Annotated in this window: 18 protein-coding genes; 3 read left to right on the forward strand and 15 right to left on the reverse strand. The window is 55.4% G+C overall.

The genetic code is table 11. The annotated features are described in order from the left end of the window. From C7M51_RS20920 to dokD, 4 genes are all read right to left on the reverse strand, one after another. Positions 1-1389 carry an amino acid permease gene (locus tag C7M51_RS20920; RefSeq protein WP_160623389.1) on the reverse strand — a complete coding sequence of 463 codons (1389 nt, stop codon included), beginning with the start codon at positions 1387-1389 and terminating at the stop codon, positions 1-3. Between the two features lie 57 nt (positions 1390-1446). After that, positions 1447-2550 (reverse strand): alanine/ornithine racemase family PLP-dependent enzyme, encoded by a 1104-nt coding sequence (locus tag C7M51_RS20925; protein WP_160623390.1) that lies wholly within the window; start codon positions 2548-2550, stop codon positions 1447-1449. Between the two features lies 1 nt (position 2551). Next, on the reverse strand, positions 2552-3973 hold the full coding sequence (locus C7M51_RS20930) for an APC family permease (RefSeq protein ID WP_160623391.1): 1422 nt from the start codon (positions 3971-3973) through the stop codon (positions 2552-2554). A gap of 109 nt (positions 3974-4082) precedes the next feature. Then, positions 4083-5480 (reverse strand): ornithine/lysine decarboxylase DokD, encoded by a 1398-nt coding sequence (gene dokD / locus C7M51_RS20935; RefSeq protein ID WP_160623392.1) that lies wholly within the window; start codon positions 5478-5480, stop codon positions 4083-4085. Between the two features lie 213 nt (positions 5481-5693). Here dokD and C7M51_RS20940 point away from each other — a divergent pair, with 213 nt between their 5' ends. Further along, the gene (locus C7M51_RS20940; protein ID WP_160623393.1) at positions 5694-7121 is read left to right on the forward strand and encodes a sigma-54 interaction domain-containing protein; all 1428 of its coding nucleotides are present in this window, start codon (positions 5694-5696) and stop codon (positions 7119-7121) included. Positions 7122-7271: 150 nt separating this feature from the next. Here the strand turns inward: C7M51_RS20940 and fdhF are convergent, their stop codons facing one another. From fdhF to ygfK, 5 genes are all read right to left on the reverse strand, one after another. After that, positions 7272-9431 carry a formate dehydrogenase subunit alpha gene (gene fdhF, locus C7M51_RS20945; protein WP_160623394.1) on the reverse strand — a complete coding sequence of 720 codons (2160 nt, stop codon included), beginning with the start codon at positions 9429-9431 and terminating at the stop codon, positions 7272-7274. 100 nt (positions 9432-9531) lie between these two features. Continuing rightward, the gene (locus tag C7M51_RS22620; protein ID WP_280116104.1) at positions 9532-9666 is read right to left on the reverse strand and encodes a hypothetical protein; all 135 of its coding nucleotides are present in this window, start codon (positions 9664-9666) and stop codon (positions 9532-9534) included. Positions 9667-9670: 4 nt separating this feature from the next. Further along, complete coding sequence (locus C7M51_RS20950) at positions 9671-11140, reverse strand: nucleobase:cation symporter-2 family protein (protein ID WP_160623395.1); 1470 nt, start codon at positions 11138-11140, stop codon at positions 9671-9673. 388 nt (positions 11141-11528) lie between these two features. After that, positions 11529-12854 (reverse strand): putative aminohydrolase SsnA, encoded by a 1326-nt coding sequence (ssnA, locus tag C7M51_RS20955; protein ID WP_160623396.1) that lies wholly within the window; start codon positions 12852-12854, stop codon positions 11529-11531. A 2-nt stretch (positions 12855-12856) separates the two neighbouring features. Continuing rightward, positions 12857-15961 carry a putative selenate reductase subunit YgfK gene (gene ygfK, locus C7M51_RS20960; protein WP_160623397.1) on the reverse strand — a complete coding sequence of 1035 codons (3105 nt, stop codon included), beginning with the start codon at positions 15959-15961 and terminating at the stop codon, positions 12857-12859. Between the two features lie 319 nt (positions 15962-16280). Here ygfK and C7M51_RS20965 point away from each other — a divergent pair, with 319 nt between their 5' ends. Continuing rightward, positions 16281-17114: an XdhC family protein gene (locus tag C7M51_RS20965; protein ID WP_160623398.1), complete on the forward strand. Its 834-nt coding sequence runs from the start codon at positions 16281-16283 to the stop codon at positions 17112-17114. A gap of 7 nt (positions 17115-17121) precedes the next feature. Here C7M51_RS20965 and arcC read toward each other — a convergent pair whose 3' ends face one another. The 5 genes from arcC to ygeW all read right to left on the reverse strand — a co-directional run bounded on the left by arcC (position 17122) and on the right by ygeW (position 23194). After that, positions 17122-18051: a carbamate kinase gene (arcC, locus tag C7M51_RS20970; protein WP_160623399.1), complete on the reverse strand. Its 930-nt coding sequence runs from the start codon at positions 18049-18051 to the stop codon at positions 17122-17124. Beyond that, positions 18048-19448 (reverse strand): dihydropyrimidinase, encoded by a 1401-nt coding sequence (gene hydA / locus C7M51_RS20975; RefSeq protein ID WP_160623400.1) that lies wholly within the window; start codon positions 19446-19448, stop codon positions 18048-18050. The genes arcC and hydA overlap by 4 nt, the downstream gene beginning before the upstream one ends. A gap of 43 nt (positions 19449-19491) precedes the next feature. After that, on the reverse strand, positions 19492-20709 hold the full coding sequence (locus C7M51_RS20980; RefSeq protein ID WP_160623401.1) for a YgeY family selenium metabolism-linked hydrolase: 1218 nt from the start codon (positions 20707-20709) through the stop codon (positions 19492-19494). Positions 20710-20726: 17 nt separating this feature from the next. Then, positions 20727-21926, reverse strand: coding sequence for a diaminopropionate ammonia-lyase (gene dpaL / locus C7M51_RS20985; protein ID WP_160623402.1), 1200 nt, complete (start codon positions 21924-21926; stop codon positions 20727-20729). A gap of 77 nt (positions 21927-22003) precedes the next feature. After that, the gene (gene ygeW, locus C7M51_RS20990) at positions 22004-23194 is read right to left on the reverse strand and encodes a knotted carbamoyltransferase YgeW (RefSeq protein ID WP_160623403.1); all 1191 of its coding nucleotides are present in this window, start codon (positions 23192-23194) and stop codon (positions 22004-22006) included. A gap of 322 nt (positions 23195-23516) precedes the next feature. On the opposite strand from ygeW, the gene C7M51_RS20995 reads away from it, so the two are divergent. Continuing rightward, on the forward strand, positions 23517-25268 hold the full coding sequence (locus C7M51_RS20995; RefSeq protein WP_160623726.1) for a sigma 54-interacting transcriptional regulator: 1752 nt from the start codon (positions 23517-23519) through the stop codon (positions 25266-25268). Here C7M51_RS20995 and C7M51_RS21000 read toward each other — a convergent pair. Continuing rightward, the gene (locus tag C7M51_RS21000) at positions 25246-25836 is read right to left on the reverse strand and encodes an NTP transferase domain-containing protein (RefSeq protein ID WP_160623404.1); all 591 of its coding nucleotides are present in this window, start codon (positions 25834-25836) and stop codon (positions 25246-25248) included. The two genes, C7M51_RS20995 and C7M51_RS21000, sit on opposite strands and share 23 nt — an antisense overlap. Positions 25837-25854: the final 18 nt, after the last annotated feature.

Here is a 25854-nt window from a genome sequence, read left to right on the forward strand (position 1 = left end):
TTATGCCTCGCTTTTCAGGTCCGGACGAAAGACAAACCATGAGGCAATAATTAACAGCATCAGCGAAATTTCGATCAGCAGCATCAGCTCGCCGCTTTCGCTGAACCAGGTGCCGATAACGATGGCGGTATTGGCGATAATAACCAGCCATGCCGTCCAGGGAAACAGCGGTGATGTGTAGCGCAACAGGCTGCGTGGATACTGGCCGCGATTAACCGCCTGGCGAAAACGATACTGGCACCAGCCGATGGTAATCCAGGCCAGGCAACCGACCTGGCCGGTACTGGAGATTAAATAGAGATAAAACCGCTGTGCAGGAATATAGCGGGAGAGCATCGAAACCAGCGCCAGCGCAGCCGTTATCAAAATGGCACGTACCGGAACACCATTTCTGCCGACTTTATTAAACGACGCCGGGGCGAAGCGGTCGCCCGCCATCGACCACAGCAGACGCGAGCTGGCGTAAATGGCAGAATTGGCCGCCGAAACTGCGGCAGAGAAAATCACCAGCGTCATCAGTACGTCGGCACCCGGCAGGCCAACGTGGGAAAAGACCCAGACGAAAGGGCTTTCCCCATTGGGAGCCTGATGTAAAGGGTAAACCAATGCCAGCACGCCGATCGCCAGGCCATAGAACAGAATAATCCGCAGGCCGATGCCCAGGATCACCTTGGGTAAAATCGTTTGCGGCGAGGCGGTCTCGCCTGCGGCGTTTCCCACCAGCTCTACGCCCTGAAAAGAATAAATCACAATCGTCATGCAGATCAGGATTTGCCAGCGGTCTGCCGGAAGCCAGGCGGTATCGCCGCTTAGCGTCGGCTGCCAGCCGGTATGCTGCATCAGTGAGTAAATCATCATGCCGCCAGCGCCGATAAACAGCACGATGGCGAACACCTTAATCGCCGACAGCCAGTATTCGCATTCGCCAAAACTTCTGGCCGAGGTGAGATTAATCAGGGTAAGCGTGGCGAGAACAATCAGCGACAGAATATGAACGGGAAGGAAGGGAAAAGCCTGATGGGCGATAAATCCGGCGGCGGTCAGATCGGCCGCCAGCGAAAATACCCAGCTCAGCCAGTAAAGCCAGCCAATGGTGTAGCTCCAGAGCGGATGCGGCAGTAGCTTCAGCGCATAGTGTTGAAACGATCCCGAATGGGGGAAGGCACAGGAGAGTTCGCCCAGGCACATCATGGTTGCCAGCATAATAGATCCGGCGAACAGGTAGGCGAAGAGCGTACCGACCGGGCCGACGCGATACAGCGGCTCGGCAATGCCGATAAACAAACCGGTGCCGATAGTCCCGCCCAGCGACATCATCAGCAGATGGCGTTTTTTCAGGTTACGTTGCAGACCGCCGGTTTGCTCCGGCGGAGCCAGTAGGGTACTCATAAGAAGGTCCCTTCAGGTAATATTATCGCCGCGAAGCGGCCCCTCGCGGCGATAGACTTAACGTGTAAACCGCATCGCGATGCCTTTGGTCTGACAGGCCATCAGCAGGCCGGTATAGTCAAGCTCAAAACGCACCTTGTCACCTACTTTCAGCGGCTGCTGACAATCTTCGATATCGACCAGCGTGTGATCGCTGGTCTGTCCCAGAATCTGGATGGTGTCATCGCAGGGGACGCAGTTATCGGAAGGCACATCCTGACGCCCGAAGGCCAGCAGTGCACGCTTGCGTACGCCGTTATCAACAAAGGTTTTGCTTTGCAGGAACGCATCCACCCCCAGTTCGCCGACCGGTACCGTTGGTTTGCTGTTCAGCTCGATAATTTCTGCTTCCAGGATGTACATATCGGAGCAGGCTTTATCGACCGGTTTCTGTGAATGATGGAACTCATCCAGATATTTCATCTCCACGTACTCGATGCCGAACTCGTGCAGCCCGCCGATACGCAGATGGTTCAGTCCCTGCGGCCAGATACCCTTATCCAGCAGATGATAGCTGGTGCAGTTACCGGCGGAGAGACGACGTATCGCAATACCGCTGTCTGCCTCCAGCCGCGCGGCCAGCGCCAGGAAATCGTCGCCGTTTTTCACCGTCGGCAGCACGGTGCCGTAGCAGTTAAAGTTGGTGCCAAGACCATACAGATCGAGGCCGGGCAGCGATGCAATCAGCTTGATGGTATCGAGAATAGTCGCGTAGTCGCTAAACCAGATACCCTCGCGCAGATCGCCCATATCGACCATCAGCAAGACCTGATGCGTTTTGCCCTGTTTCTGCGCTTCCTGTGACAGGGCGCGCAGCACGGTAGCATCGCTGTTCAGGCTGATATCCGCGTAGCGAACCACGTCTTCGATTTCGCTCAGGCACGGGCTACGCAGCAGGCAGGTGGTGCAGCCGATATGACGAATCTTTTTCAGGTTATAGGTGCGTGATTCCGCTATTACCTGAATGCCGCCGTTGAAAACCGCCTGTGCGGTTTCAACGCAGCCGTCAAAAACTTTATTCACCGCCATCACCTCGATGCCGCTGCTTGCCAGCAGCGCCTTCTCGATGCGCGCGTTCTCTTCCAGTTTGCGTAAGTTAATTTCCAGAACTGGCATGTACATCTTATTTTCCTCCCACGACGCCCAGGCGGGCATTGCGTTTTTGCGCCCGGTGATAGATCCATTCGGCTACGATAACGGCCAGCAGCGCACCGCCGACGATTTTTCCGGCGTACTGGAAGTAGCCACCCATATCGATCTGAGAAGGCGGAATGAACAGCAGCGCAACGGCGAAGGCGATGGATAAAAAGCCCAGGGCTGGCAGCACGGCAGGCAGAATGGTGCCGGGAATTTTGAAGCTTCTTGGCGTATCCGGCTGCGTTTTACGCAGACGCCAGAAGGCCGGGAACATCACCAGATAAGGGATAAAGTAGGTAACGGTCGTCAGCGCGGTCAGCATCCAGTAGGCGGCGGCTACGCTTGGAGAGATAAAGGTCGAGAAGCAGAGCACGGTAACGATAATCGCCTGCACCGTCAGCGCAAAGGCGGGCGTTTTCCAGGTGGGATGCAGACGGCTGATGCGTTCGCCCAGCAAATTATCTTCGCGGGACGCTTCCTGTAGCATATAGATCGGGCCAACCAGCCAGGAGTTAATCTGGCCCAGCGCGCCGAAGAACATACAGATCGCCATGACCGGAATCAGCCACGGCATATGCAGCGTTGCAGCGGCAGCCTGCATCGCCTGCATCACCCCGGCAACTATGTCGGTTTCGCCAGCGGGCAGCAGCGTGTTCAGCGCCCAGGTACCAATCATATAGATACCCACGATGACGGCAGCGGAAACCGCCATCGCGCGCGGGAAGTCACGCTGCGGATTGCGCGTACGTCCGGCAATCATCGGCGCCACTTCCAGACCGGCAAAGGCAAACATCATGCTGGAAAGGAAAACGATGGTATCCCAGTGGCTAAGATCGGGGATCCAGTTATGCACGGTGCTGTAGTCGGTCTGCATTTTATGACCGGTAACCAGCCATACGATCGCCAGCAGAATCAAAATGGCGGAAGGAATAAACACGCCGCACCAGGCGCTGACGCTGTTGATGATTTTGGTCCATTCCATACCGCGGATATTCATCAGCGTCAGCAGCCAGAAAATCACCGCAGAGCCGATACCGATAAAGGCTTTGTTTTCCGCCAGGCCGCCGCCAAACATATAGCCAATGGCGGTAAAACCGAATTGCAGCATCAGCGGGAAGAACAGCACGCAGGAAAAAAGGAAACAGACGACGACAATCCAGGCGATACGTTTGCCGAACGCCTCTTTGATCCAGACAAAAATACCGCCATCTTTGGGCCAGCCGGTAGAAAGCTCACCGCAGACCATCGCCAAAGGGAAAAACAGGCAGAAGGCCGCAATGATCCACAGCAGCATTGCGGATGCGCCATAGGGCGCGACGTTCGGAATTTGCCGCAAACTCAGAATGGCAATGACATTCATAAATACAATGTCTTTAATGCCCAGTAAGCCAGAATTATTACTACTCATGGCTATCTCCTGTTAACTATGTCGGGGCATCGCTGCCCATCTTAAACGGCCTGAAAAACCGGGCAGCGCAGTGCTGCGCCACACCGGTTAAGGCCTCAGAAACGGATACTTAATAGATGTCGTAACCGACCATGTCCTGATAGGTATCTTCGCGACGAATGAGGCGGTCTTTGCCGTCTTTATCAATCATTACCACCGCGGTACGCGGGCGGTTGTTATAAACGGTCTGGCTTTCGATGGTGTAGGCACCGGCGTCAAGGAAGGCGACGATATCGCCAACCTGAGTGGTTTTCGGCATCAGGAACTCTTCGCCTTTCACGCCAACGTGGAAATAGTCGCCGCCGTCGCACAGCGGGCCGGCCAGTTTGATCCAGTCGTCGTGCGCTTCGGTGATGCGGGAAGCGTTGTAAACATAGAAGAACCAGTCGAAGTGCTGACTGTCAGAGAGCACGCTGTAGCCTGCGTCAACAAATTTCCATTCAACGTGGCACTCGACGTTACCGTCCAGGTCGTAGTTGGTTTTGCGTTTTTCACAGGAGACTTCGGTCAGCAGCACGGCAGCAGAACCGGTAACTTTACGGCCCGGTTCGATGCAGATTTCGATATCGGTACGCCATTTATGTACTTCAGAAATCACCGCGTCAGCGAAGTCCTGCGCGGTGATACCGGCATACATATTGTCTTCCAGCGGATTACCGTTTTCTTCATCATATTTGTAAGGAACCGGAATACCGCCGCCGACGTTGATCAGATCGAACTTGATGCCCAGCACTTCTTCCAGGCGACGGGATTCGTCTACCAGTACTTTGGTGGCTTTAGCGAAAGGTTCTGATTCCGGCACCTGATCGCCAACGTGCATATGCAGGCCGCGCAGATGAACGTAAGGCATTTCCAGAATGCGACGGCAGGTTTCTTCCGCCTGCTCCAGATCCAGACCAGATTTCGCGTGGAACGCGGTTACCAGTTCCGCATGGGTTGCGGAAGGCACGTTCGGTTCAACGCGTACGCAGACGTTGGCGGTTTTTTTCAACTTGCGGGAGATGCGATCGATATGATCCAGTTCGTACAGGCTGTCTACGTTGATCAGATAAAGATCGTTAGCGATAGCGTATTCCAGATCGGCCGGTTTTTTTACCACGCCGTTGAAAACGATCTGATCGCCACGGAAGCCGATCTCCAGGCATTTACGCACTTCGTACTGGGAGTTAGCTTCGGCGCAGATACCGGCATCACGAATCGCCTGCAACACGCCCATGACGGAACAGGTTTTAGATGCGAAAAAGGTTTTGGTATTTTTGTGTGCGGCAAAGGCCTGCTGGATTTCTTTGATGTTGCGAACGATTTCTGGTTCAGAGAAAACATAGAATGGTGTTGGGTAACGGCGAGCCAGTTCATCCAGATCGACGCCTTCAAACAAGAGATGGCCATCGCGCTGTTGGAAACGACGATCTTTTTCGAAAGTCTGTTGACGCAACTGGTTATAGTTTTGAACAGTAGTATCGGACATAACACCCTCTGCAATCTATTTATTGTCTACATATAAAAGTTTTCCCTCTCTCTATGGCAACAACCGTACCAGTTTTTTTTATCCATAAAAATCAATAGTTTATATATTTCAGGCCGCGATAAATTTTGTCACTTAGTTTGCTATTCATCATAGTGACGAAAATTCGTCACCGATATAATGGCGTCTCAACAGATAAGACGCAGGATGATTCCTATGGCATCCACTAACCGGGAACTGGCCGCTGCGCTGAAGATGTTTTCCCGCTTTTTTGATCTGATTCATCAGCCGCTGGCGGTCATTAATGAACGCGGCGAATACGTTTATTACAACCAGGAGAGCGCCGATCTCGATGGCTACACCATTGAGCGGGCGATGGGAAAACATCTGCTCGATGTTTATCCGACGATGAAGGAATCGCAGAGCACCATGCTCTCTTCGCTGAAAAACGGCGAGGAGTTTATCGGCCACTACCAAATCTATTACAACGCGCGCGGTCAGGCAGTTGATTATCAGCACTCGACGGCACCGCTCTATAACAGCCAGGGCGAAATGGTGGGCGTTATCGAAATCGGCAGGGATATGTCCGGCGTGCGGCGTTTACAGCAGCAGGTGGTGGAGCTGAACAGCCTGCTGTATGCCGATCGTCATGAGAAGCATCACGCTATCGTCACCGAAAACCCGGAGATGCTCAGCAACATCGAAAAGGGTAAACGCATGGCGGCCAGTGCTATTCCGGTCACCATCGTTGGCGAAACCGGCACCGGTAAGGAGCTGTTTTCACGCCTGATTCATCAGTACAGCCCGCGCGCCGACAAGCCGTTTATCGCCCTGAACTGCGGCGCGCTGCCGCCGACGCTGATTGAAAGTACGCTGTTCGGCAGCGTGCGTGGGGCCTTTACCGGCGCGGAGAACAGCCAGGGCTATCTGGAACTGGCAAACGGCGGCACGCTGTTTCTCGATGAGCTGAATGCCATGCCGATGGAGATGCAGAGCAAGCTGCTACGTTTCCTGCAGGAGAAAACCTTCTGGAAACTGGGCGGCCAGCATCAGCAGAGCTCGGATGTGCGTATCGTTGCCGCCATGAACGAAGCGCCGCTCGAACTTATCCAGAAAGGGCGGCTGCGCGCCGATCTTTTCTATCGTCTGAGCGTGGGAATGCTGACCCTGCCGCCGCTCAGCAAACGCCCGGAAGATATTCCGCTGCTGGCAAACTATTTTATCGATAAATACCGCAACGATGTGCCGCAGGAGATTTATGGCCTGAGCGAAAAGGCCCGGCTGGCGCTGGTCAACCATCCCTGGCCCGGCAACGTTCGTATGCTGGAAAACGCTATCGTGCGCAGCATGGTGATGCAGGAAGAGGATGGCCCGCTGAAAACCATTGTCTTTGAAGAGGACAGCGGGTTCGATCTGAATAACGAGGAGCCTGAAACAAACCGCCCGCCTGCCGCCGCGATGTATGAGGCGAAGGGCTCGCTGGAAGCGCGCGTGGCGCAGTATGAAAAAAGCCTGATTGAGGCTGCGCTGGACAGCTATCAGGGCAATATCGCCGCCGCCGCACGCAGCCTGAATATTTCACGCACCACGTTGCAGTACAAAGTGCGCAAATATGGCATTCGCTTTGGCGTAATACACGGCTGAACAGGGAACGCTTCAGATAAACAGAGGCAGCAACAAAAAACCGCCGTCGATAAAACGGGGCGGGTGAGGTGAACGCTGCCGCGACAGGCATTCGACAGCACCTTGCCCGCCGCAACGGAGGCGTCGTCGCGACGGGCAAGGGTGGTTTTACTACTTAACGCTCTCTACCAGCGCGCTGTCACGCAGGTGCGCTTTCAGCTTGTGGTATTCCTCCGCTACGTAACGTTCCGCCGCCGCCTGGTCCGCTATCGGTTCAAGACGCACCGCACAGTACTTGTACTCCGGCGTACGCGTGATCGGGCTAAGGTTTTCGCTGACCAGCTCATTACAGGCACCGATCCACCACTGATAGGTCATATAGATCGCGCCCTTGTTCGGACGATCGTTGACCAGCGCACGTGCGATAACTTTACCTGCACGGGAACTGATCCATACCAGCTGGTGGTTGACGATACCGAGCTGTTCCGCATCCTTACTGTTGATCTGCACGTAGCCTGGCTCATCGGCCAGCGTGGACAGCGCGCTACAGTTGCCGGTCATTGAGCGACAGCTGTAGTGGCCTACCTCGCGTACCGTTGAGAGCACCAGCGGATACTCCTCGCTGAGGCTATCCTGCGGCGGCTGCCAGTCACAGGTAAAGAACGCCCCCAGCCCGTTCGGACGGTCGAACTTCTCGCCGTACAGCCACTGCGTGCCGGTATCCTCCGGCGATTCGTCACGGCATGGCCACTGCACATAGCCCAGCTCGCCCATCTTCTCGTAGGTTGCACCTTTAAAAGTGGGGCAGAGGCCGCGCAGCTCATCCCAGATCTGCTGGGTGTTCTCGTAGTGCATCGGATAACCCATGCGGGTCGCCACTTCACCGATAATTTGCCAGTCGGTCTTCAGATCCCACTTCGGTTCTACCGCTTTAAAGAAACGCTGGAAGCCGCGGTCCGCTGCGGTATAAACGCCTTCATGTTCCCCCCATGAGGTGGAGGGCAGAATGACATCTGCTGCCGCGGCGGTTTTGGTCATAAAGATGTCCTGAACAATCACCAGCTCCATATCGGCAAATGCCTGACGCACCGCAGAGAGCTCTGCGTCGGTCTGTAAGGGATCTTCACCCATAATCCAGGCCGCCCGTACTTCGCCATGTTCTACGCGATGAGGCAGCTCGCTGATGCGATAGCCCGGTTTCTCCGGCAGCGAAGGCACACCCCACGCTTTGGCGAATTTTTTCCGGTGCTTCGCATCGGTCACCGTTTGATAACCGGGGAAGGTATCCGGCAACGCTCCCATATCGCAGGCACCCTGTACGTTGTTTTGTCCACGTACCGGGTTAACGCCGGTGGCGTATTTGCCCAGGTGACCGGTCAACAACGCCAGGCTGGTGAGAGAACGCACCGTCTCCACGCCCTGATAGAACTGCGTTACGCCCATGCCCCAAAGGATAGTCGCGGTACGCGCGCTGGCGTACATGCGAGCGGCACGACGGATCTCTGCGGCGCTTACTCCGGTAATCTCGCTGACCGACTCCGGCGTATAGTTCGCGACGATTTTACGGTACTCTTCAAAACCTTCGGTACGTGAATTGATGAAACTGGTGTTATGCAGTTTCTCCTCAATGATGACGTGACCGATGGCGTTAAGCAGCGCGATATTCGAGCCGTTCTTCAGCTGAATGTGTAAATCGGCCACGCGTGCGGTTTCAATACGCCGTGGATCGCAGACGATAATCTTAGCGCCTTTCTGTTTCGCCCTCAGTACCCGGTTAGCGACAATCGGATGCGAATCCGCCGGGTTGTAGCCAAAAATAAACAGTAAATCTGTTTCTTCCATCTCTACGATGGAGTTACTCATCGCGCCATTGCCGACCGACTGGTGCAGACCTGCAACCGAAGGGCCGTGTCAAACGCGTGCGCAACAATCGACGTTATTCGTTCCCAGCACCGCGCGGGCGAATTTTTGCATCACATAGTTGGTTTCGTTGCCCGTGCCGCGCGAGGAGCCGGTGGTCATAATGGCGTCGGGGCCATACTTTTTCTTGATGGCGCTGAGGCGCTGCGCCACGTAATCCAGCGCATGCTCCCAGCTTACCGGCTCCAGTTGGCCGTCGCGCTGGCGACGAATCATCGGCGTGGTCAGGCGCGGGGTCAGCAGCTGGGTATCGTTCAAAAAGTCCCAGCCGTAATAGCCTTTCAGGCAAAGCGTTCCCTGATTATTTTTTCCTGCTGCGGGTTCCGCGCCGACAACGCGGTTATCTTCAACCAGCAGCCTCAGCTTGCAGCCAGAGGCGCAATAGGGACAGACGGTCATTACTTTTTTCATTATTTTCACTCCCCCTGACGTGATGAAAACGTGTCAGGTACTCTGGTTAAACGGCCGATGCGACAGCTATCCCGCTGCACGGCATCGGTCGGTGTCTTGCTTACATAAACAGCAACAGGTATTGAAAGCGGCTTTCGATACCCAGCCGAATTGCTTCTGAAAGCGTGGCAAAAACCAGCAGCATGGCAATCGGCGTTAACAGGCGACAGAGCCAACGCAACAGTCGGGGATGCATGCGGTTACTCCTCCTGTACCTGCTGTTTCTGTACTTTACGTAGCAGCAGCCACATACGCACCGTTCTTACCGCCACTTCGCGGGCTGCGGTATTTGACGGCAGCGGATCGGGCCCGGGTTGCTCACAGGTATTACAGGCGGGCTTCACGCTTTTTGCACCGTTCAGCGTCAGGTTGGCCAGGATCGCAATCACTGTACCAATGGTAATGCCGCTGTGTAAAAAGAGCTGCATCATCGGCGGAAACTGAGCGAACAGCCCCGGCACCAGTACCGGCATCAGGCCCAGACCGAGCGTCAGCGCGACCACCATGCTGTTGTTATTGTTACGATAGTTAACGTGACCCAGCGTACGGATGCCGGAAACCGCCACCATACCAAACATTACTATGCCTGCGCCGCCAAGGATAGGTTTAGGGATCACCACCACCAGCGCGGCCATCTTACTGAACAGCCCCATCAGAATCAGGATGATGCCGGATACTGCCACCACAAAGCGGCTGCGCACGCCGGTCATACCGATCAGGCCAACGTTCTGTGCAAAGGCGGCGTAGGGGAAGAGATTGAACAAACCGCAAATAGTTGTTGCCAGGCCGCAGGCGTTCAGCCCGTTGCGCAGCATGGTCGGATCGACTTTTTTCCCCGCGATATCCCCGGTCGCCATCATCGAGGACATGGTTTCTACCATTACCACCACCATCACCATCGAGAGCAGCGCCACCGGCAGCAGATGGAACTCCGGCGTGGCGAAGCGCATCGGCTGCGGCAGATTAAACCAGGGCGTAGCATGTACTAACTGGAAATCGAGCGGGCGGAAGAAGCTCCAGATCAGCGAACCGGCAATCAAACCGAGCAGAACCGCCGTATTCTTAATCAGGCCGGAAGCGAAGGTATAGATATTAAGGATGATAAACAGCGTGACCGCCGCCAGCAGCAGCGAGAGCAGGTTGCCGAAATCGCTCAGTTCGCTGTTACCGCCACCAATCCAGCCACCGGCAACCGGCATAATGGAAAGACCGATAAGCGTGACGATCGATCCCATCACCACCTTGGGAAAGAAGCGCACCAGGCGGCTGATCCACGGCGCACAGATCAGGGTGAATATCCCGGCGACAATGACCGCGCCCGATATTCCGCCGAGACCGTACTCCTTACCAATCAGCACCATCGGCACCAGCGCGGCGAAGGTACAGCCCTGAATCAGCGGCAGGCGGCAGCCGATCCAACGTCCAATGCCCAGTGACTGAGCGATAGTAGAGAAACCACAGATAAACAGATCGGTACTGATCAGCAGGATAATCTGCTCTGCGGGCAGACCAACCGCAGAACCGACCACCAGCGGTACGGCGACAGCACCCGCATACATTACCAGCACATGTTGCAGGCCATAAATGAACATCTGCGGGATGGGCAGGACCTCATCAACTGGCGCAGGCGGGGTTAACGGTTGTGAAGGGTTAACAGCAGATTCTTTCATGGGGCGATCTCTCCTTTACGGCTCCCAACGTTCCTCATGGAGCTACGATTCGAAGGCGTAAGCCTCCCTGAGGCTGATTATCTTCATCAGCATAAAGCGCCTGTGGCGCGGTCTCTTTATGCGTAAGCCGTGCCAGGCGCGTAGGAAATCGCTGGCGCAGCAACATATCTGTGAGACGGGTCACGGGTTATTCGACAGAGGGAAAAGGAAAGGTATGAAGGGTAGAGATGACGCACATTTCAGCACTTATCAGCAAAGCGGCAATTTCTCACTTTGAGAGAAAGCGGCTCAAACCGGGAATCACGGGGTGAATCGGGGAATAACGGGCAAAAAAATACCAGAGTTGCCTCTGGTATTGGTCTCGTTGGGGATGAGTAAAATAGGTGGCTTAGATTGCGGCCATGCGCTGCCACATTTTCTTCGCGGCGACACGCGCCTTGTCATACAGCGGTGCGATCGGCTGCGCGAAAGCGCGGTCTTCATAGACCCGACGCCCGGCGACAATCACCGTATCCACCACCGCGCTGCTCATGCCGAAGGCCATGTGACCGGCAAGGTTGTCAGCGCAAAGCGGCGTCGGTTCAGCGTAATCCAGCACCGTAATATCGGCGGTATAGCCGGGTGCCAGCCGTCCGAAGGACTGACCGAAATTGCGCGTCAGCAGTTCGTTACCGTTATTCAGCATTTGCAGGAAACGATCGGTGCCGAGCGGGCCGCCGGCGTCACGGTGTTTAAACCAGGCGAACTTCAGCTCCTCAAACATATCGGAACCGATGCCGTCGGTGCCCAGCGCTGCCCACTTCACTTTCGGCAGATGCGGGTTATAGCCGACATGGTTGTTCATGTTCGAGCGGGCATTATGCACCAGGAAAGCGTTGTGGCTGTTGAGGCACTCTACTTCCTGTTCGCTGAGCCACAGGCCATGAGCGATCAACGTTTTTTCGTTCAGCAGGCCAAATTTCTCCAGCCGCAGCACCGGATCAAGGCTGTATTTATCATGGCTGTGCGCCACATCGTAGCGATCTTCCGCCACGTGGATATGCAGGCCGCGTCCGGTTTCCTTAATGGCGTCACGCAGCAGCTCCAGTCCGGCATCGGAGACGGTGAACGGCGCGTGCGCGCCGATATGCGCCTCAACCAGATAACTTTGCGGGTTACTCTGTTTCTCTTTATCGATCAGGCGGGCAAAAGCGATATTTTCCTGCACCCCGGCCTTCAGCTCTTCAAGGCCGCCGTTGCGATCGGTGGTTTCGAAGCAGGTCATACCGCGCAGGCCGGTATCGAGGAAGGCCTGACGCAGCACCGCCAGCGAACCGGCAATAAAGGCGGGTGACGCGTGGTGATCGATAACCGATGTACAGCCGCCTTTGATCGCTTCCAGCGCGCAGATCACGCCGCTGTAATAAAGCGACTCTTCATCCAGCGCCCGATCGAGACGCCACCAGAGGTTTTTCAGGGTGGAGATAAAATCGGGGCAGGGCGGAATCGGTGCCATCACCCCGCGTGACAGCCCGGAGTAAAAGTGATTATGCGAGCAGACCAGGCCCGGCATCACCAGCTTACCGTTCATCGGCTTAATCTGCGCACCTGGATACTCACCCGACAGGCTCTGACCAACGGCGATGATTTTATCGCCGTCAATCACGATATCCACGCCCCGCTCAACGCGAGAAGGGTAAAGTTCGACCAGGGTACAGTCTTGCAGTATCAGCATGGCTATTCCTCCACGGCGCCCAGCAGATAACCATGCTGGCGGCGAGTGTAGTTAATGATGGTGGCCATATCGCTCAGCGACTCAGGCAGATCGACAATCTGTTGCTGTTTATCCAGTTGCAGATGCCAGACCTTGCCCTGATGACGGATATGAACCTGATTTTTGTCGAGTAAGAAGCCGGGGTTGGTGCTGTTTTCAAAATCCTGCGGCAGGCTGAAAACGGTGATCTTGTCTTTGTAGGGTTTACCCTGCCACGGACAGAACTGGGCGCAGTTGCCGCATTCGTTACACAGCGCATCAAGGTGCAGAATCTGATGGCGACTACGGTAGCCCGGTACGGCAATCGCCACGTTGGCGCGGTTAGGGCAAACGTCAACGCATTTGCTGCACACGTAGTTACAGGAGAGGCAGCGTTCCGCTTCCTGACGAGCGAAGGCATCCGCCGCTTCGCTGGTAATCTGCCGCACGGCGATGGTGCCTTTCCGTGCATAGACATCCAGCGGATGGGTATTGAGATAATAGGCAGGCGTTTCGCCGCTGGCGATATTCTCTCTGGCAAGGATAGCGTCGGTAGCTTTACGCGCGCCGCCGATAGCCGCCACGATAGAGGAGGGGCCGCTCTGCACGTCACCGATCAGGAAAACATTCTCCAGCGGGGTTTCCAGCGTGTGCGGATCGACTACCGGCCAGCCGTCCTGACCGACGGGCACGCCCATCGCACGCAGTTTATCGCCGTCAGGCTGTTCGCCGGTCGCGGTAATTACTGCATCAAAATGCACCGTGCGGGTTTCATCTGTTTCAACCGGACGACGACGTCCGTCTGCACCAGGCTCACCGGCTTTCATCACTCTGATCAGCATGTCGCCGTTAGCTTCAAAGCGTTCCGGGTTCGCCAGCGTCATAAAGCGTACGCCTTCCGCTTCCGCCGCAGAAATTTCTTCCGGCCAGGCAGGCATATCGGCGCGTTCACGGCGATAAACAATGGTTACGCCCGTTACGCCATCGATACGCAATGCGGCGCGCGCGCAGTCCATCGCGGTATTACCCGCGCCCACTACGGCGATTTCGCCGCGCAGGGTTGTTTTGCCCTGGTTGTAGGTGTCGAGGAAATCAAACGAGCGCAGCACGTTCGGGTTTTCCCCCGCCAGCCGCAGCGTGTTGGTTTTACCTGCGCCGATACCGATGCAAACGTAATGGAAACCCTGACGTTTCAGTGCATCAACGGTGAGGTTGGTTGGGCAGTCATAAACGAATTTCACCCCGTGATCGGCAATAAAATCGATATCCTGCTGCACCAGCTCCGCCGGGATACGGAAGCGAGGAATAATATTGCTCACCACGCCGCCCGCGTTCGGCGCACGTTCAAACAGCGTTACGCGATGACCGGCACGCGCCAGGAAGTAACCAGCAGCCAGACCGGCAGGGCCTGCACCAATAACCGCAACCGGATGGCGATCGCCGGAACCGGCAGGCTTATGCCAGCGTTTGCGATAGCTTTCCCAGCCTTTCTCACGCACTATCTCTTTCATTTTGCGGATATTCAGCGCGTTCTCGTAATCCATACGCGTACAGTTGTACTGGCACTGATGGTCGCAGATATGACCGGTGATAGAAGGCAGAGCGTTACGCTGATAAATCAGCGCCAGCGCGTCGGCGTAGCGGCCTTCGCCTGCCAAACGCAGGTATTCAGGAATATCCTGTTTGATGGCGCAGGCGGTTACGCAGGGCGCAACGTAGCAGTCGGTCAGCGGCAGAGGGCCACCCGCATCAATTTCTTCTTTTCCTTTCCAGGCTTTCTGGGCCCATTCTGCTTTCAGCGCATGGTCGGCCAGCGCGTTAAGTTTGCTGACGTCGATGGTTTTCCGCCGCCATTCCCAGTCGGTGCAGCCGTCAAGAATGCGTGCGCATTCGGCAAGACGCAGGTAGCCGCCCGGTTTCAGCAGGTCGGTCGCCATGGTGATGGGCTGGATGCCGGTGGCGAAGATATCGGCAATATTAAACTGGCTGGCACCGCCGGAATAGGAGATCGGCAGGTGACCGTTGAAATGACGTGATAGCAGTGCCGCCACGTTAATGGAGAGCGGAAACAGGGCGCGCCCGGACATATACATCTCTTCGCCAGGCAGACGATGTTTATGGTTGCGGGTGCCGAGAGTATTGGTCAGCTTAACGCCGAAGGAAAGTTCTCTTTCCGCTCCCAGCGCGATCAGACGTTCCAGCATCGCCAGCGCCTGATCCAGTTTCAGATCGTGATCGAAAGAGGCTTCATCCAGCGATATATAATCAAAGCCGTTGTTATCAAGGATCTCACGCGCTTTCTCAAAGCCCAGCAGCGTCGGATTGAGTTTCACATAGGTATGCAGATTTTTTTCCGTCAGCATGTACTGACAGATCGACTCGATCTCATTCGGCGGGCAGCCGTGCATGGTGGAGAGCGTCACGCTGCGCACCATCTTCGGAGAAATTTTACCCGGTAACGCTTCCAGCAGCGCGCTGTCTGCTTTTTTCAACAGCTGCCAGTCACCCTGACGGATAAACTGCGCCAGCTCATCGCGATAGCGGTTGAATTTCTCGGTTTTACCGGCGTCGATAGTTTCGTCGATAAATTTCTGCATCGGCGGCTGGGTAATGCCTTTCAGGTCATAGCCCACGCTCATATTGAAAATGAACGAGCGGCCCTGCGAACCGTCACGCGGCGAAAGAATTGCCTCCAGCAGCCAGAGCGCCATCCACGCTTTCAGATATTCATCCCAGGCTTTATCCAGCGTCAGCTCCGTTGACCATTCGGTATTGAAGGCCTCATCGCTGGCGTCGATACAGGGTTTTTCCAGCTCCAGCCGGTCGAGGATCTGTACGGTTTTCAGTTCGATAAAGCTGCCGCCGGTTAGCCAGGCGACGATAATATTGGGAGCCAGTTGGGTATGTGGCCCTGCGGCTGGACCCAGCGCAGTATCACAGGTTTCACCGAACAGGGTAATTTGCCGTTCAGGATGACGGACATAGAACTCGCTTTCCGGGATACCGAAAATGGCCCGATCTTCCTCATACTCGGCGCAGATGCGCGTTAAAAGCTCACGAAAGGGGACGGGACGCATGATGTCAGACATACATTGCTCCTTGCTGAAATTATTATCATGGTAGGGGGGTTTAACCGTCATCTCAGCCGCTGTCGGAAAAACCGCAGCGGAGATAAAGCAACTTCCAGGCCACTCCCCGTAACGCGGCGACTTTAGCGCGTGAAAGGTGATCTGTTTCGCATCCCGAGCGAAGCGGCGCGCGAATAGCGTGTCAGGGTGATTCACCGATTATCAAAATGAAAAAAATGAGAAAATATTTACGTTGAGAGACCCGTGAGCGAGGCAATAACGAAACGGCATAAGAGTTGCTTGTAAAAAGGCAGGAATTCCACATTAAGGGGAACGCATTATGTCTTTATTCACTACGCTCGCACGTCTCGAAGCGCAAAATATTGCTTTTGCACTGCTGCAAATTATCGATAGTCGGGGTTCAGCACCGCGTCACAGCGCGGCGATGGTGGTTACCGAACAGGGAGAAATCGAAGGAACGATTGGCGGAGGTATGGTGGAAAGGCTGGCGATTGATGCGGCCCATGAAGCTATCGAACAGGGCACTTCCCGGCTGTTTGAGGCCAGGCTGGCGCGCCAGGGCGAGAATGCGGTGGGCTCGGACTGCGGCGGTGCGGTCACCGTGCATATTGCGGTCTGGCCCCGGCGTCCGGCGCTGTTTCTGCTGGGTGGCGGACACGTTAACCGGGAAGTGGCTAAGATGGCGGTAGCGCTCGATTTCGTCGTCACGGTGGCGGATACCTGGCCTGCTAATCTGGAGCACCCTGAACTGCCCGCCGTCTGTCGCCGCGTGCAGGGCGAGAACTATGAGGCAATTGTGCCGCAGCTTGGCCTGGATAAGCACAGCTATGTGGTTATCGCCACCAACCATGAAGATCGCGAAGCGCTCAGCCAGACGATTAATCTGCCGCTGCGCTATCTGGGTCTGTTGGCGAGCAAGCGCAAGGCGCATCATCTGCGTCACTGGCTGCGTCAGGAACATGGGCTGAATGAAGAGCAGGTTGCCCGGCTGCATTCCCCGCTGGGGCTGAAGATTGGGGCGGAAACCCCGACGGAAATTGCGGTAAGTATTATTGGTGAGCTGATTATGCTGGCGCGGACCGGCGAAACGGCACCGCAAAATATCGTTATTAATCGTGACAGCGAGACCCCGGCAATTCGGAGCCTCGCCTGATAAAACGCTAGCCGATAATCGTGCCGGTGCGTCCATTAATGCCGTCGCCGGCGCGTTCCAGTAGGGTAATCAGCGCCTTCCTGCCGGGGCGGGATTCGGCAAAGGCCAACGCCGCTTCCACTTTCGGTAGCATGGAGCCCGGCGCGAATTGCCCTTCAGCAATATAGTGGCGGGCTTCTTCCGGCGTCATACGATCCAGCCATTTCTGCTGCGGCGTATTGAAGTTGACCGCCACTTTTTCCACCGCCGTCAGGATCACCAGCATATCGGCATCGATATCGCGGGCCAGCACCGCACTGGCGCGATCTTTATCGATCACCGCGCTGACGCCTTTCAGATGATTACCCTCGGCAACCACCGGAATACCGCCGCCGCCGACCGTTACCGGTACCTGTCCGGCATCGAGCAGCGATTTCACCGCATCGATTTCAATAATTTCTTTCGGTTCCGGCGATGCGATCACACGACGCCAGCCGCGTCCTGAATCCTCTTTGACCGCGATGTTTTGCTGGATCAGCTTACGTGCGACCTCTTCGCTTAAGAAAGAACCGATCGGCTTATCGGGCATTTTGAAGGCGTGATCGTTCTCATCAACGCGCACCTGGGTAATCAGCGATACCACATTTTTCTTGATGCCGCGCTTCAGTAGCGTTTCGCGCAGTACGTTCTGTAAATCATAGCCAATGTAGCCCTGGCTCAACGCCACGCAGACCGACATCGGCAGCACGGAATATTGCTCGGAGCTGTGCGCGGCGGCTTCAAACGCCTGGTGGATCATCCCCACCTGCGGCCCGTTGCCGTGCGTAATAACCAGTTCATGTCCCGCTTCGATCAGATCGGCAATCGCCTGAGCGGTAGCGCGCACCGCCTGCATCTGTTTTTCCAGTCCTTTGCCCAGCGCGTTGCCGCCCAGTGCCAGAACGATTCTTTTGCTCATTTACTGACTCCCTGATTACCTTGAATAAAGGGTTTACGGCGCAGAAAGCGTCCGTGACCGGCTTTGCCGCAGAATTGCCCGTCACGCCAGACGATCTCGCCTCTTGAGATAGTCATCACCGGCCAGCCCTGGCAGTCGAAATCTTCCCAGGGCGAATAATCCCCATTGTCATGCAGATCGGCATGGTGGATGGTTTTGTTGCACTGTGGATCGAACAGCACCAGATCGGCGTCGCTGCCGGGAATTAAGCTCCCTTTTTGCGGCCACATGCCGAACAGCCGCGCCGGGTTAGCGCTGGTGAGCGCCACAAAGCGGGAAGGGCTGATGCGCCCCTTCATCACGCCCTCAGAGAACAGCAGCGCCATCCGGTTCTCCACGCCCGGCAGGCCGTTTGGACAACGGGTAAAATCGTTGGCGGCCATCTCCTGACGTAACGCATAGCGGAAGGTGCAGTGATCGGTTGCAACCGTATCAATGCTGCCGTCGCTGATGCCGGTCCACAGGCGATCGAGATCGCTGTGCGGACGCAGCGGCGGGCTAAGCACAAACTTCAGCCCGTCGGGACGGTGATAGTGATTAATATCCAACAGCAGATACTGCGGGCAGGTTTCCATCCATACTGACTGACGACGCTCTTTCGCCAGTTTGATGTAATCCATACCCAGACCGTTGGAGAGATGAACGATATAGAGCGGCGCGTCGCCCGCCAGCCAGGCGAGGTTAATACTGCGCGCAATGGCTTCGGCTTCGCATTCCGCCGGGCGGCTGAGTGCGTGCCAGATAGGTGCGCCTTTGCCTTCGCGGATAAAACGGCTGCGGTTATCCGCAATGACCGCGTCATTTTCGGGATGCACCGTCGCCAGCGCGCCGACTTCTTTCAGGCGTTTCAGCAGGCGCAGCGTATCGCCGTCGTTAAGATGGTATTTGTAGGTAAGATAAAATTTAAAGCTGCTGATACCTTCATCGTGCACCATCGAGGCCAGTTCATCGAGTATCGCCTCATCCACATGCTGAACCACACCGTGGAAGCTGTAATCGATTACCGCCTGTCCGCGTGCGTCATGATGATATTGTTCCAGCTGATGATGCAGGTTACAGCCTTCCGGCCCGAAACCCATATGGTCGACAATAGTGGTGGTGCCGCCACAGGCCGCGGCGCGCGTTCCGGTATAAAAATCGTCGCAGCTTTTGGCAATACCGACATTGATATTAAAGTGGGTGTGGACGTCAATGCCGCCGGGCATCACCAACAGATTGGTGGCATCGATCACCTGACTGGCGACGGAGGGGGAAATATCGGCCTCGATCCTGACAATTTTCTCCCGCTCTATCAGCAGATCGCAACGATATTCCCGCACCTCATCTACCAGCGTGCCGCCTTTAATCAGCGTAGACATAGGCTTACTCCTGGGGCACCGGGCGGTGCCCCTTTATCACAACTTATTTCTGTGTCTGTTGCAGCCAGGCCAGAGGAATGGCGGCATACATGGCGGCGCAGGTGACCAGGTGAGATTTCCAGGTTTTTTCATTCGGCGCGTGCGCTTCAGGTTCTTTACCCGGGCCGAAACCGACAACCGGAATACCGTGGCGTCCCATGATGGAAACCCCGTTGGTAGAGAAGGTCCATTTGTCGACTACCGGATCTTTATTGAACAGGCCCTGATAAGCGGCGCTAAGCGATCTCACCGTGAAGTGATCTTCTTCTACTTTCCAGGTCGGGAAGTAGCACTCGGTCGGATAGGTCAGGCCGGTCCATGACGGACGATCGTATTGATACAGAGAAACTTTCGCTTTGGCGGCTTTCACTGCCGGCAGCGCACGGATCTCTTCCAGTGCGCCTTCCCAGGTTTCGCCCCAGGTCAGACGGCGGTCGATAGAGACCGCGCAGCTGTCAGCAACGGCGCAGCGGCTGGGAGAGGTAAAGAAGATTTCAGAAACGGTCAGCGTACCTTTGCCGAGGAACGGATCGTCGCCCAGGTGGCCCGCCAGGTCTTGCAGTTCAGTCAGGATCGGAGCCATTTTGAAGATAGCGTTGTCGCCGCGTTCTGGTGCAGAGCCGTGGCAGCTCACCCCTTCAACTTCCACGCGAATTTCCATACGTCCGCGATGGCCACGATAGATACGGCAATCGGTCGGTTCGGTACTGACCACAAATTCCGGGCGAATGTTGGACTGTTCGATGATGTACTGCCAGCAGAGGCCGTCGCAGTCTTCTTCCTGTACGGTACCGGTAACCAGCAACGTATATTCATCTTCCAGGCCAAGATCTTTGATGATCTTACCGGCGTAAACCATTGAGGCCATGCCGCCTTCCTGGTCAGACGCGCCGCGTCCGCCGATCACTTCATCATCTTCCATCCCTTTGTAGGGATCGAATTTCCAGTTGTTCATGTTGCCGACGCCAACGGTATCGATATGGGCGTCCATTGCCAGCAGGCGCGGGCCGTGGCCAACGTAGCCCAGCACGTTGCCCATCGGGTCGATCTCCACCTTATCAAAACCCACTTTTTCCATTTCTTCTTTGATGCGGTGAATCACGCGTTTTTCGTCGCAGCTTTCGCTGGGGATAGCGATCATATCGCGCAGGAAACGGACCATTTCGGGCTGATAACGCTGGGCCTGTTTCAAAATTTCGCTGTAGGGAATCGTTTTAGCCATGGTGTTTTCCTCGTTAATTAATGTGAAATTCCGTCTTTGCCTTCCCATACCACTTCACGATAGTGCTGCGGATCGGTATCGCCTTCGGTACTGATGATCAACACGCGTGACTGCGGCGTGAGCTTGAGTTTGTCCATCAGCGCCTGACGCTGAGGGTGATGAAGTATTGCTGCCAGTACGCCCATGCCGACGGCACCGGATTCACCGGAAATAATGCGTGCGTCGTTACCGGCAGGGTTGCCCAGCACGCGCATACCCAGCGCGGCCACGCGATCTTCGCAGGAGATAAACTGGTTCACGTTGTCGCGCAGCAGCGGCCAGCCCAGCGGGTTAGGTTCGCCGCAGGCCAGACCGGCCATAATGGTGTTCATTTCACCGCCGACGTTGACCAGGCTGCCTTTCACGCCGGAACGGTACATGCAGTCAGCGCGATCGGGTTCCACGACGATGGCGTGCAGAGCGCCCGGACCGTAGCGATCCACCAGATAGCCGAGCACGCCGCCCGCCATCGCGCCTACGCCAGCCTGTAAGAAGACGTGCGTCGGCGCGCCGCAGCCCATCTCTGCAATCTGTTCGGCAGCTTCGTCAGCCAGCGTGGAGTAACCGTGCATAATCCAGGTCGGGACTTCTTCGTAACCTTCCCAGGCGGTGTCCTGCACCATATGCCAGCCATTCTGCTGGGCATGCTGTAGGGTCAGGCGCACGGTGTCGTCATAGTTCATTTCAGTGACGATACATTCAGCGCCGAGATCGGTGATGTGCTTCACGCGCGCGGCAGCGGAACCTTTCGGCATATAAATCACTGCTTTCTGGCCCAGCGCCTTCGCCGCCCAGGCAACGCCACGACCGTGGTTGCCATCGGTGGTGGTAGCAAAAGTCAGCTGTTCACGGTTCTGCTTGCGGAAATCGTCGAAGGAAAAGGTGTTGATATCCATTTTCCAGATTTTGCACAGCAGCTGTGCCATCGCCCAAGTACCGCCGAGCATCTTGAACGCGTTGAGTTCAAAGCGCTGAGACTCATCTTTCACCAGCACCTTGTGAATACCAAGCAGGCGGGCAAAATCATCCAGCGCATACATCGGCGTCGGCTGATAGCCAGCAAGCGTGCGATGGAAACGACGCGCCTGACGGGCCGCATCGGTGTTAAACACCGCATCGCGCTGCGGATGCAGATTGGCGTTATCCGCAATCTGCATACTGAGTTCAAACTGAGACATACATATCTCCTTATGACAGGAACGATGGCAGCCGCGCCGGGTACGAGCCGCCCGGCGGGCTGCGGCGGCGCGTCAGATTATTTGTAGATGCGCGGAACAGCAGCTTTAACGCGTCCTGCCAGGATCTCTGCCGGATTTTCGAATTTACGCGCCAGAATCATTGCGGCGATAATCCAGGGTTTCCAGCTCGCTTCTTTGTAGGTAGGGATGCGATAGCGTTCGAAGACGCTGGCTTCGACTTCACCGTGCTGGCAGGAGACGCCGGTGATATCCGCAGGCAGGCAGTGCATGTAAAGCGCGCTGCCGTTTTTGGTGCGGGCCATCATCTCTTCGGTGCAGTGCCAGTTTTTGTGACGGGCGTTTTCTGCCAGGCAGGTCTGTTCCAGAGATTTCAGACCGGCGTGATCGTTCTGGCGCAGCAGTTCGGTACGCTGTTGCATGATCTGCCACGGTGCCCAGGATTTCGGATAAACGATATCCGCGCCCTGGAACGCTTCTTCCATTGAAGCAACCTGACGGAAAGAGCCGCCGGAGGCTGATGCGTTGTTTTTCGCCACGTCCAGCACTTCCGGCAGCAGGTTGTAGCCTTCCGGATGAGCAAGGGTGACATCCATACCGAAGCGGGTCATCAGACCGATGATGCCCTGCGGTACAGAAAGCGGTTTACCGTAGCTGGGTGAATAGGCCCAGGTCATGGCGATTTTTTTGCCTTTCAGGTTTTCCAGCGAGCCGAAATGTTCTTTCAGCCAGGCCAGGTCGGCCATTGCCTGAGTCGGGTGGTCGATATCACATTGCAGGTTAACGATAGCCGGACGCTGCGGCAGCACGCCTTCTTTATAGCCTTCGTCCAGCGCTTCACCGACTTCACGCATATAGGCGTTGCCCGCGCCGAGATACATATCGTCGCGGATACCGATCGCTTCGGCACAGAAGGAGATCATGTTGGCGGTTTCACGTACGGTTTCACCGTGAGCGATTTGTGATTTGCCTTCATCCAGGTCCTGTTGGGTCAGGCCCAGCAGGTCCAGCGCTGAAGCATAAGAGAAGCGGGTACGCGTAGAGTTATCGCGGAACAGAGAAATGCCTAAACCGTTGTTGAATACGCGCGTATCAATATTACCAGCGCGCATCTGTTTCAGCGCTTCGGCCAGATAAAGTACCTGTTCCAGCTCGTCACGGCTCTGTTCCCAGGTCAGTAAAAAGTCTTTTTGATGTAGGGCAGATTTCTTATTACGGATGATATCAAGCAGATGGTTTATTTCGTTCATTATTCATGTCCCTTTCGAACACTAACAGTGGAATCCGGCTGACGGAATGCGCTTTTTCCGTGAATGGAAGAGCGTGCTGTTCAGGAATAAACAAGTTTTGTGCCAGTCTTGCTATCAGGCTGAATTATGTGGCCCCTGTCATATTTTTTTATTGCCGTAGCAGAGTAATCTCACTTATCAGATAGGGAACCCACTCCCTGTGTGAAAACAAGGAGGGTTCAAAATGAGAAAAAATAGCGCTGTTATCAAAATGAGAGAGAAAATGGAATATTCCGGTCGGTTAACCGCTTTACCTCCTGCTTACAGTTCTGTCTCCACGTTAATGCTTATCCAGAAAACTGTTCAGCATTTTGTCAGCCTGCTGTCGAACGTGCTGCACCTGGAAGTTGAGGTCGTTGATAACCAGTTTCGCCGCATCGCCGGAACCGGCATTTACGGCAAACAGCTGGGCGAGGTGCCGAAGAGCAACACGTTGCTACTGGAAGAGGTGCTTGAAAAACAACGGGAAGTCGTGGTGTTTGATTCGCGCAAGAATACGCTCTGCCTGGCCTGTACCCAGCGGGAAAGCTGTCAGGAGCGGGGTTTTGTCGGCGTGCCGATTATTCACCAGCAGTACTGTCTTGGTGTGATCAGCCTGGTAGCGGTCACCAGCGAGCAGTTACAACATTTGCGTGAACATACCAGCGTATTTATTGAATATATTCGTCACATCTCTACGTTACTGGTTGCTAATATATTAAGTTTTCAACGTAAAGATAACCAACGTGATCCTTTCTTACTCTTTCTGGCAAATAATATTAATCAGGGCGTTATTATATTTGACGAACATCTCAATATTACTTTTATCAATGCCAGCGCACGGTCACAGCTTAATTTAAACGGTGAAATGTCGCTTGCTTCAGCGTTAATTACTCCTTGCTCCACAGAGAATGACGAGCAGCTATTTACATTCTGTCTGGATGAAACATGCTGGCAGTTACGCGGACGCTGGTACGATCGCGGTAATGAATCTATGCTGCTGCTTTCTACCTGTCATCATCAGCCCGCAAATGCGGCGCTGCCTTATGATAATCTGCCGATAATTAAAGATCTGCTGGGCGAATCCACGGCGATGCGCAAGCTGAAATCGTTAATCGGACGTATCGCTTCCAGCCCCTCCAGCGTCATGATTCTTGGTGAAAGCGGCACCGGTAAAGAGGTGGTTGCACGCGCTATCCATCGCCTGAGCAAACGTCACGACAAACCCTTTGTGGCGATCAACTGTGCGGCTATCCCGGAGAATCTGCTGGAGAGCGAGCTGTTTGGCTATGCCAAAGGCGCTTTTACCGGCGCGGCACCGGGCGGTAAAAAAGGGCTGATTCAACTGGCGAACAGCGGCACGCTGTTCCTTGATGAAATCGGCGATATGCCGCTGGCGTTACAGGCGCGTTTACTGCGTGCGCTGGAGAGCCGCGAAGTAATGCCGATTGGGGCCAGCCAGGCGATTCCGGTAGATATTCGTATCGTTTCTGCGACGCATCAAAACCTCCAGGAAAAAGTCGAACGTGGCGAGTTCCGTGAAGACCTTTACTATCGCCTCAACGTTATTCCGCTGTTCTTACCGCCGCTGCGCGAGCGTGAAGGCGATGTCGAACTGTTGCTGAACCACTTTTTGATTAGCCATGCGCAACGTATCGGCCATCAGCCTTCCAGCATCAGTTCTGAAGTGCTGCGACTGCTCTCCGCCTGGCGCTGGCCGGGTAACGTACGTGAATTGAGCAACCTGGTAGAATACCTGATCAACGTGGTGCCTGATGGCGCGGTCATCGACAGCTCATTACTGCCGCCGGTATACCATTCGATCTGGCAGCCGCGTGAGGTGACAAACGCGCCTGTGACCACTTGTACCGCAGCGGCGGAGCCGACGGCGCTGGCGAGCAACGATTCAGATAACGTGGCTAATCTCAGGACGGTGGAGAAAACGTTGATTGAAGAGGCGCTGATGCGCACCCGTAATAAGAAGCAGATTGCTGATGAACTGGGGATCGGCGTGGCGACGCTCTATCGCAAAATCAAGAAGTATGGTCTGGGCTAGCGTTAAGCTGTAAGGAAAGCGCCTGATACTGTGCCGGGGTATCGAGATCCCAGTGGATCGATGCGGTCGGCACCGCTATCGGGCGTCGCCCTTTAGCCTGGATCAGCTGCTTGAGATTATCGTCATCGGAGGCCGCCAGAACAGCGTCACGCATAGCGGCAGGCAGCAGAACCGGATGACCAAATCCGCCTTCATATTCCGGCACCAGACAGCAGTCGTCGCTGCGCTGTTGCCAGAGTTCGGCATAGACCGGCGTGGGGATCAGCGGCATATCGCCCGGTACCATAAAGAAAGGGCCGGGCATCAGTTCGGCTGCGCCACAGCGCACCGAGGAGAACATACCGCGGGTATAACTGGCGTTATGACACAACAGAATACGGGTATCGTCGGCGTAGCGCTGATGAAGCTCTTCACCGCGATGGCCCGTAACCAGGATGACCCGATCGCAGAAGCCCAGGGCATTGCGCAGCGCGCTATCCAGCACCGTACCCTCGCCCCAGGGAAGCAGCATTTTCCATTGACCCATGCGTGAAGAAAGCCCCGCCGCCAACATCAAACACTGCTTCATAACATCCTCCTGCGTCCG

The sequence above is a fragment of the Mixta intestinalis genome, assembly GCF_009914055.1.
GTDB classification, from domain to species: domain Bacteria; phylum Pseudomonadota; class Gammaproteobacteria; order Enterobacterales; family Enterobacteriaceae; genus Mixta; species Mixta intestinalis.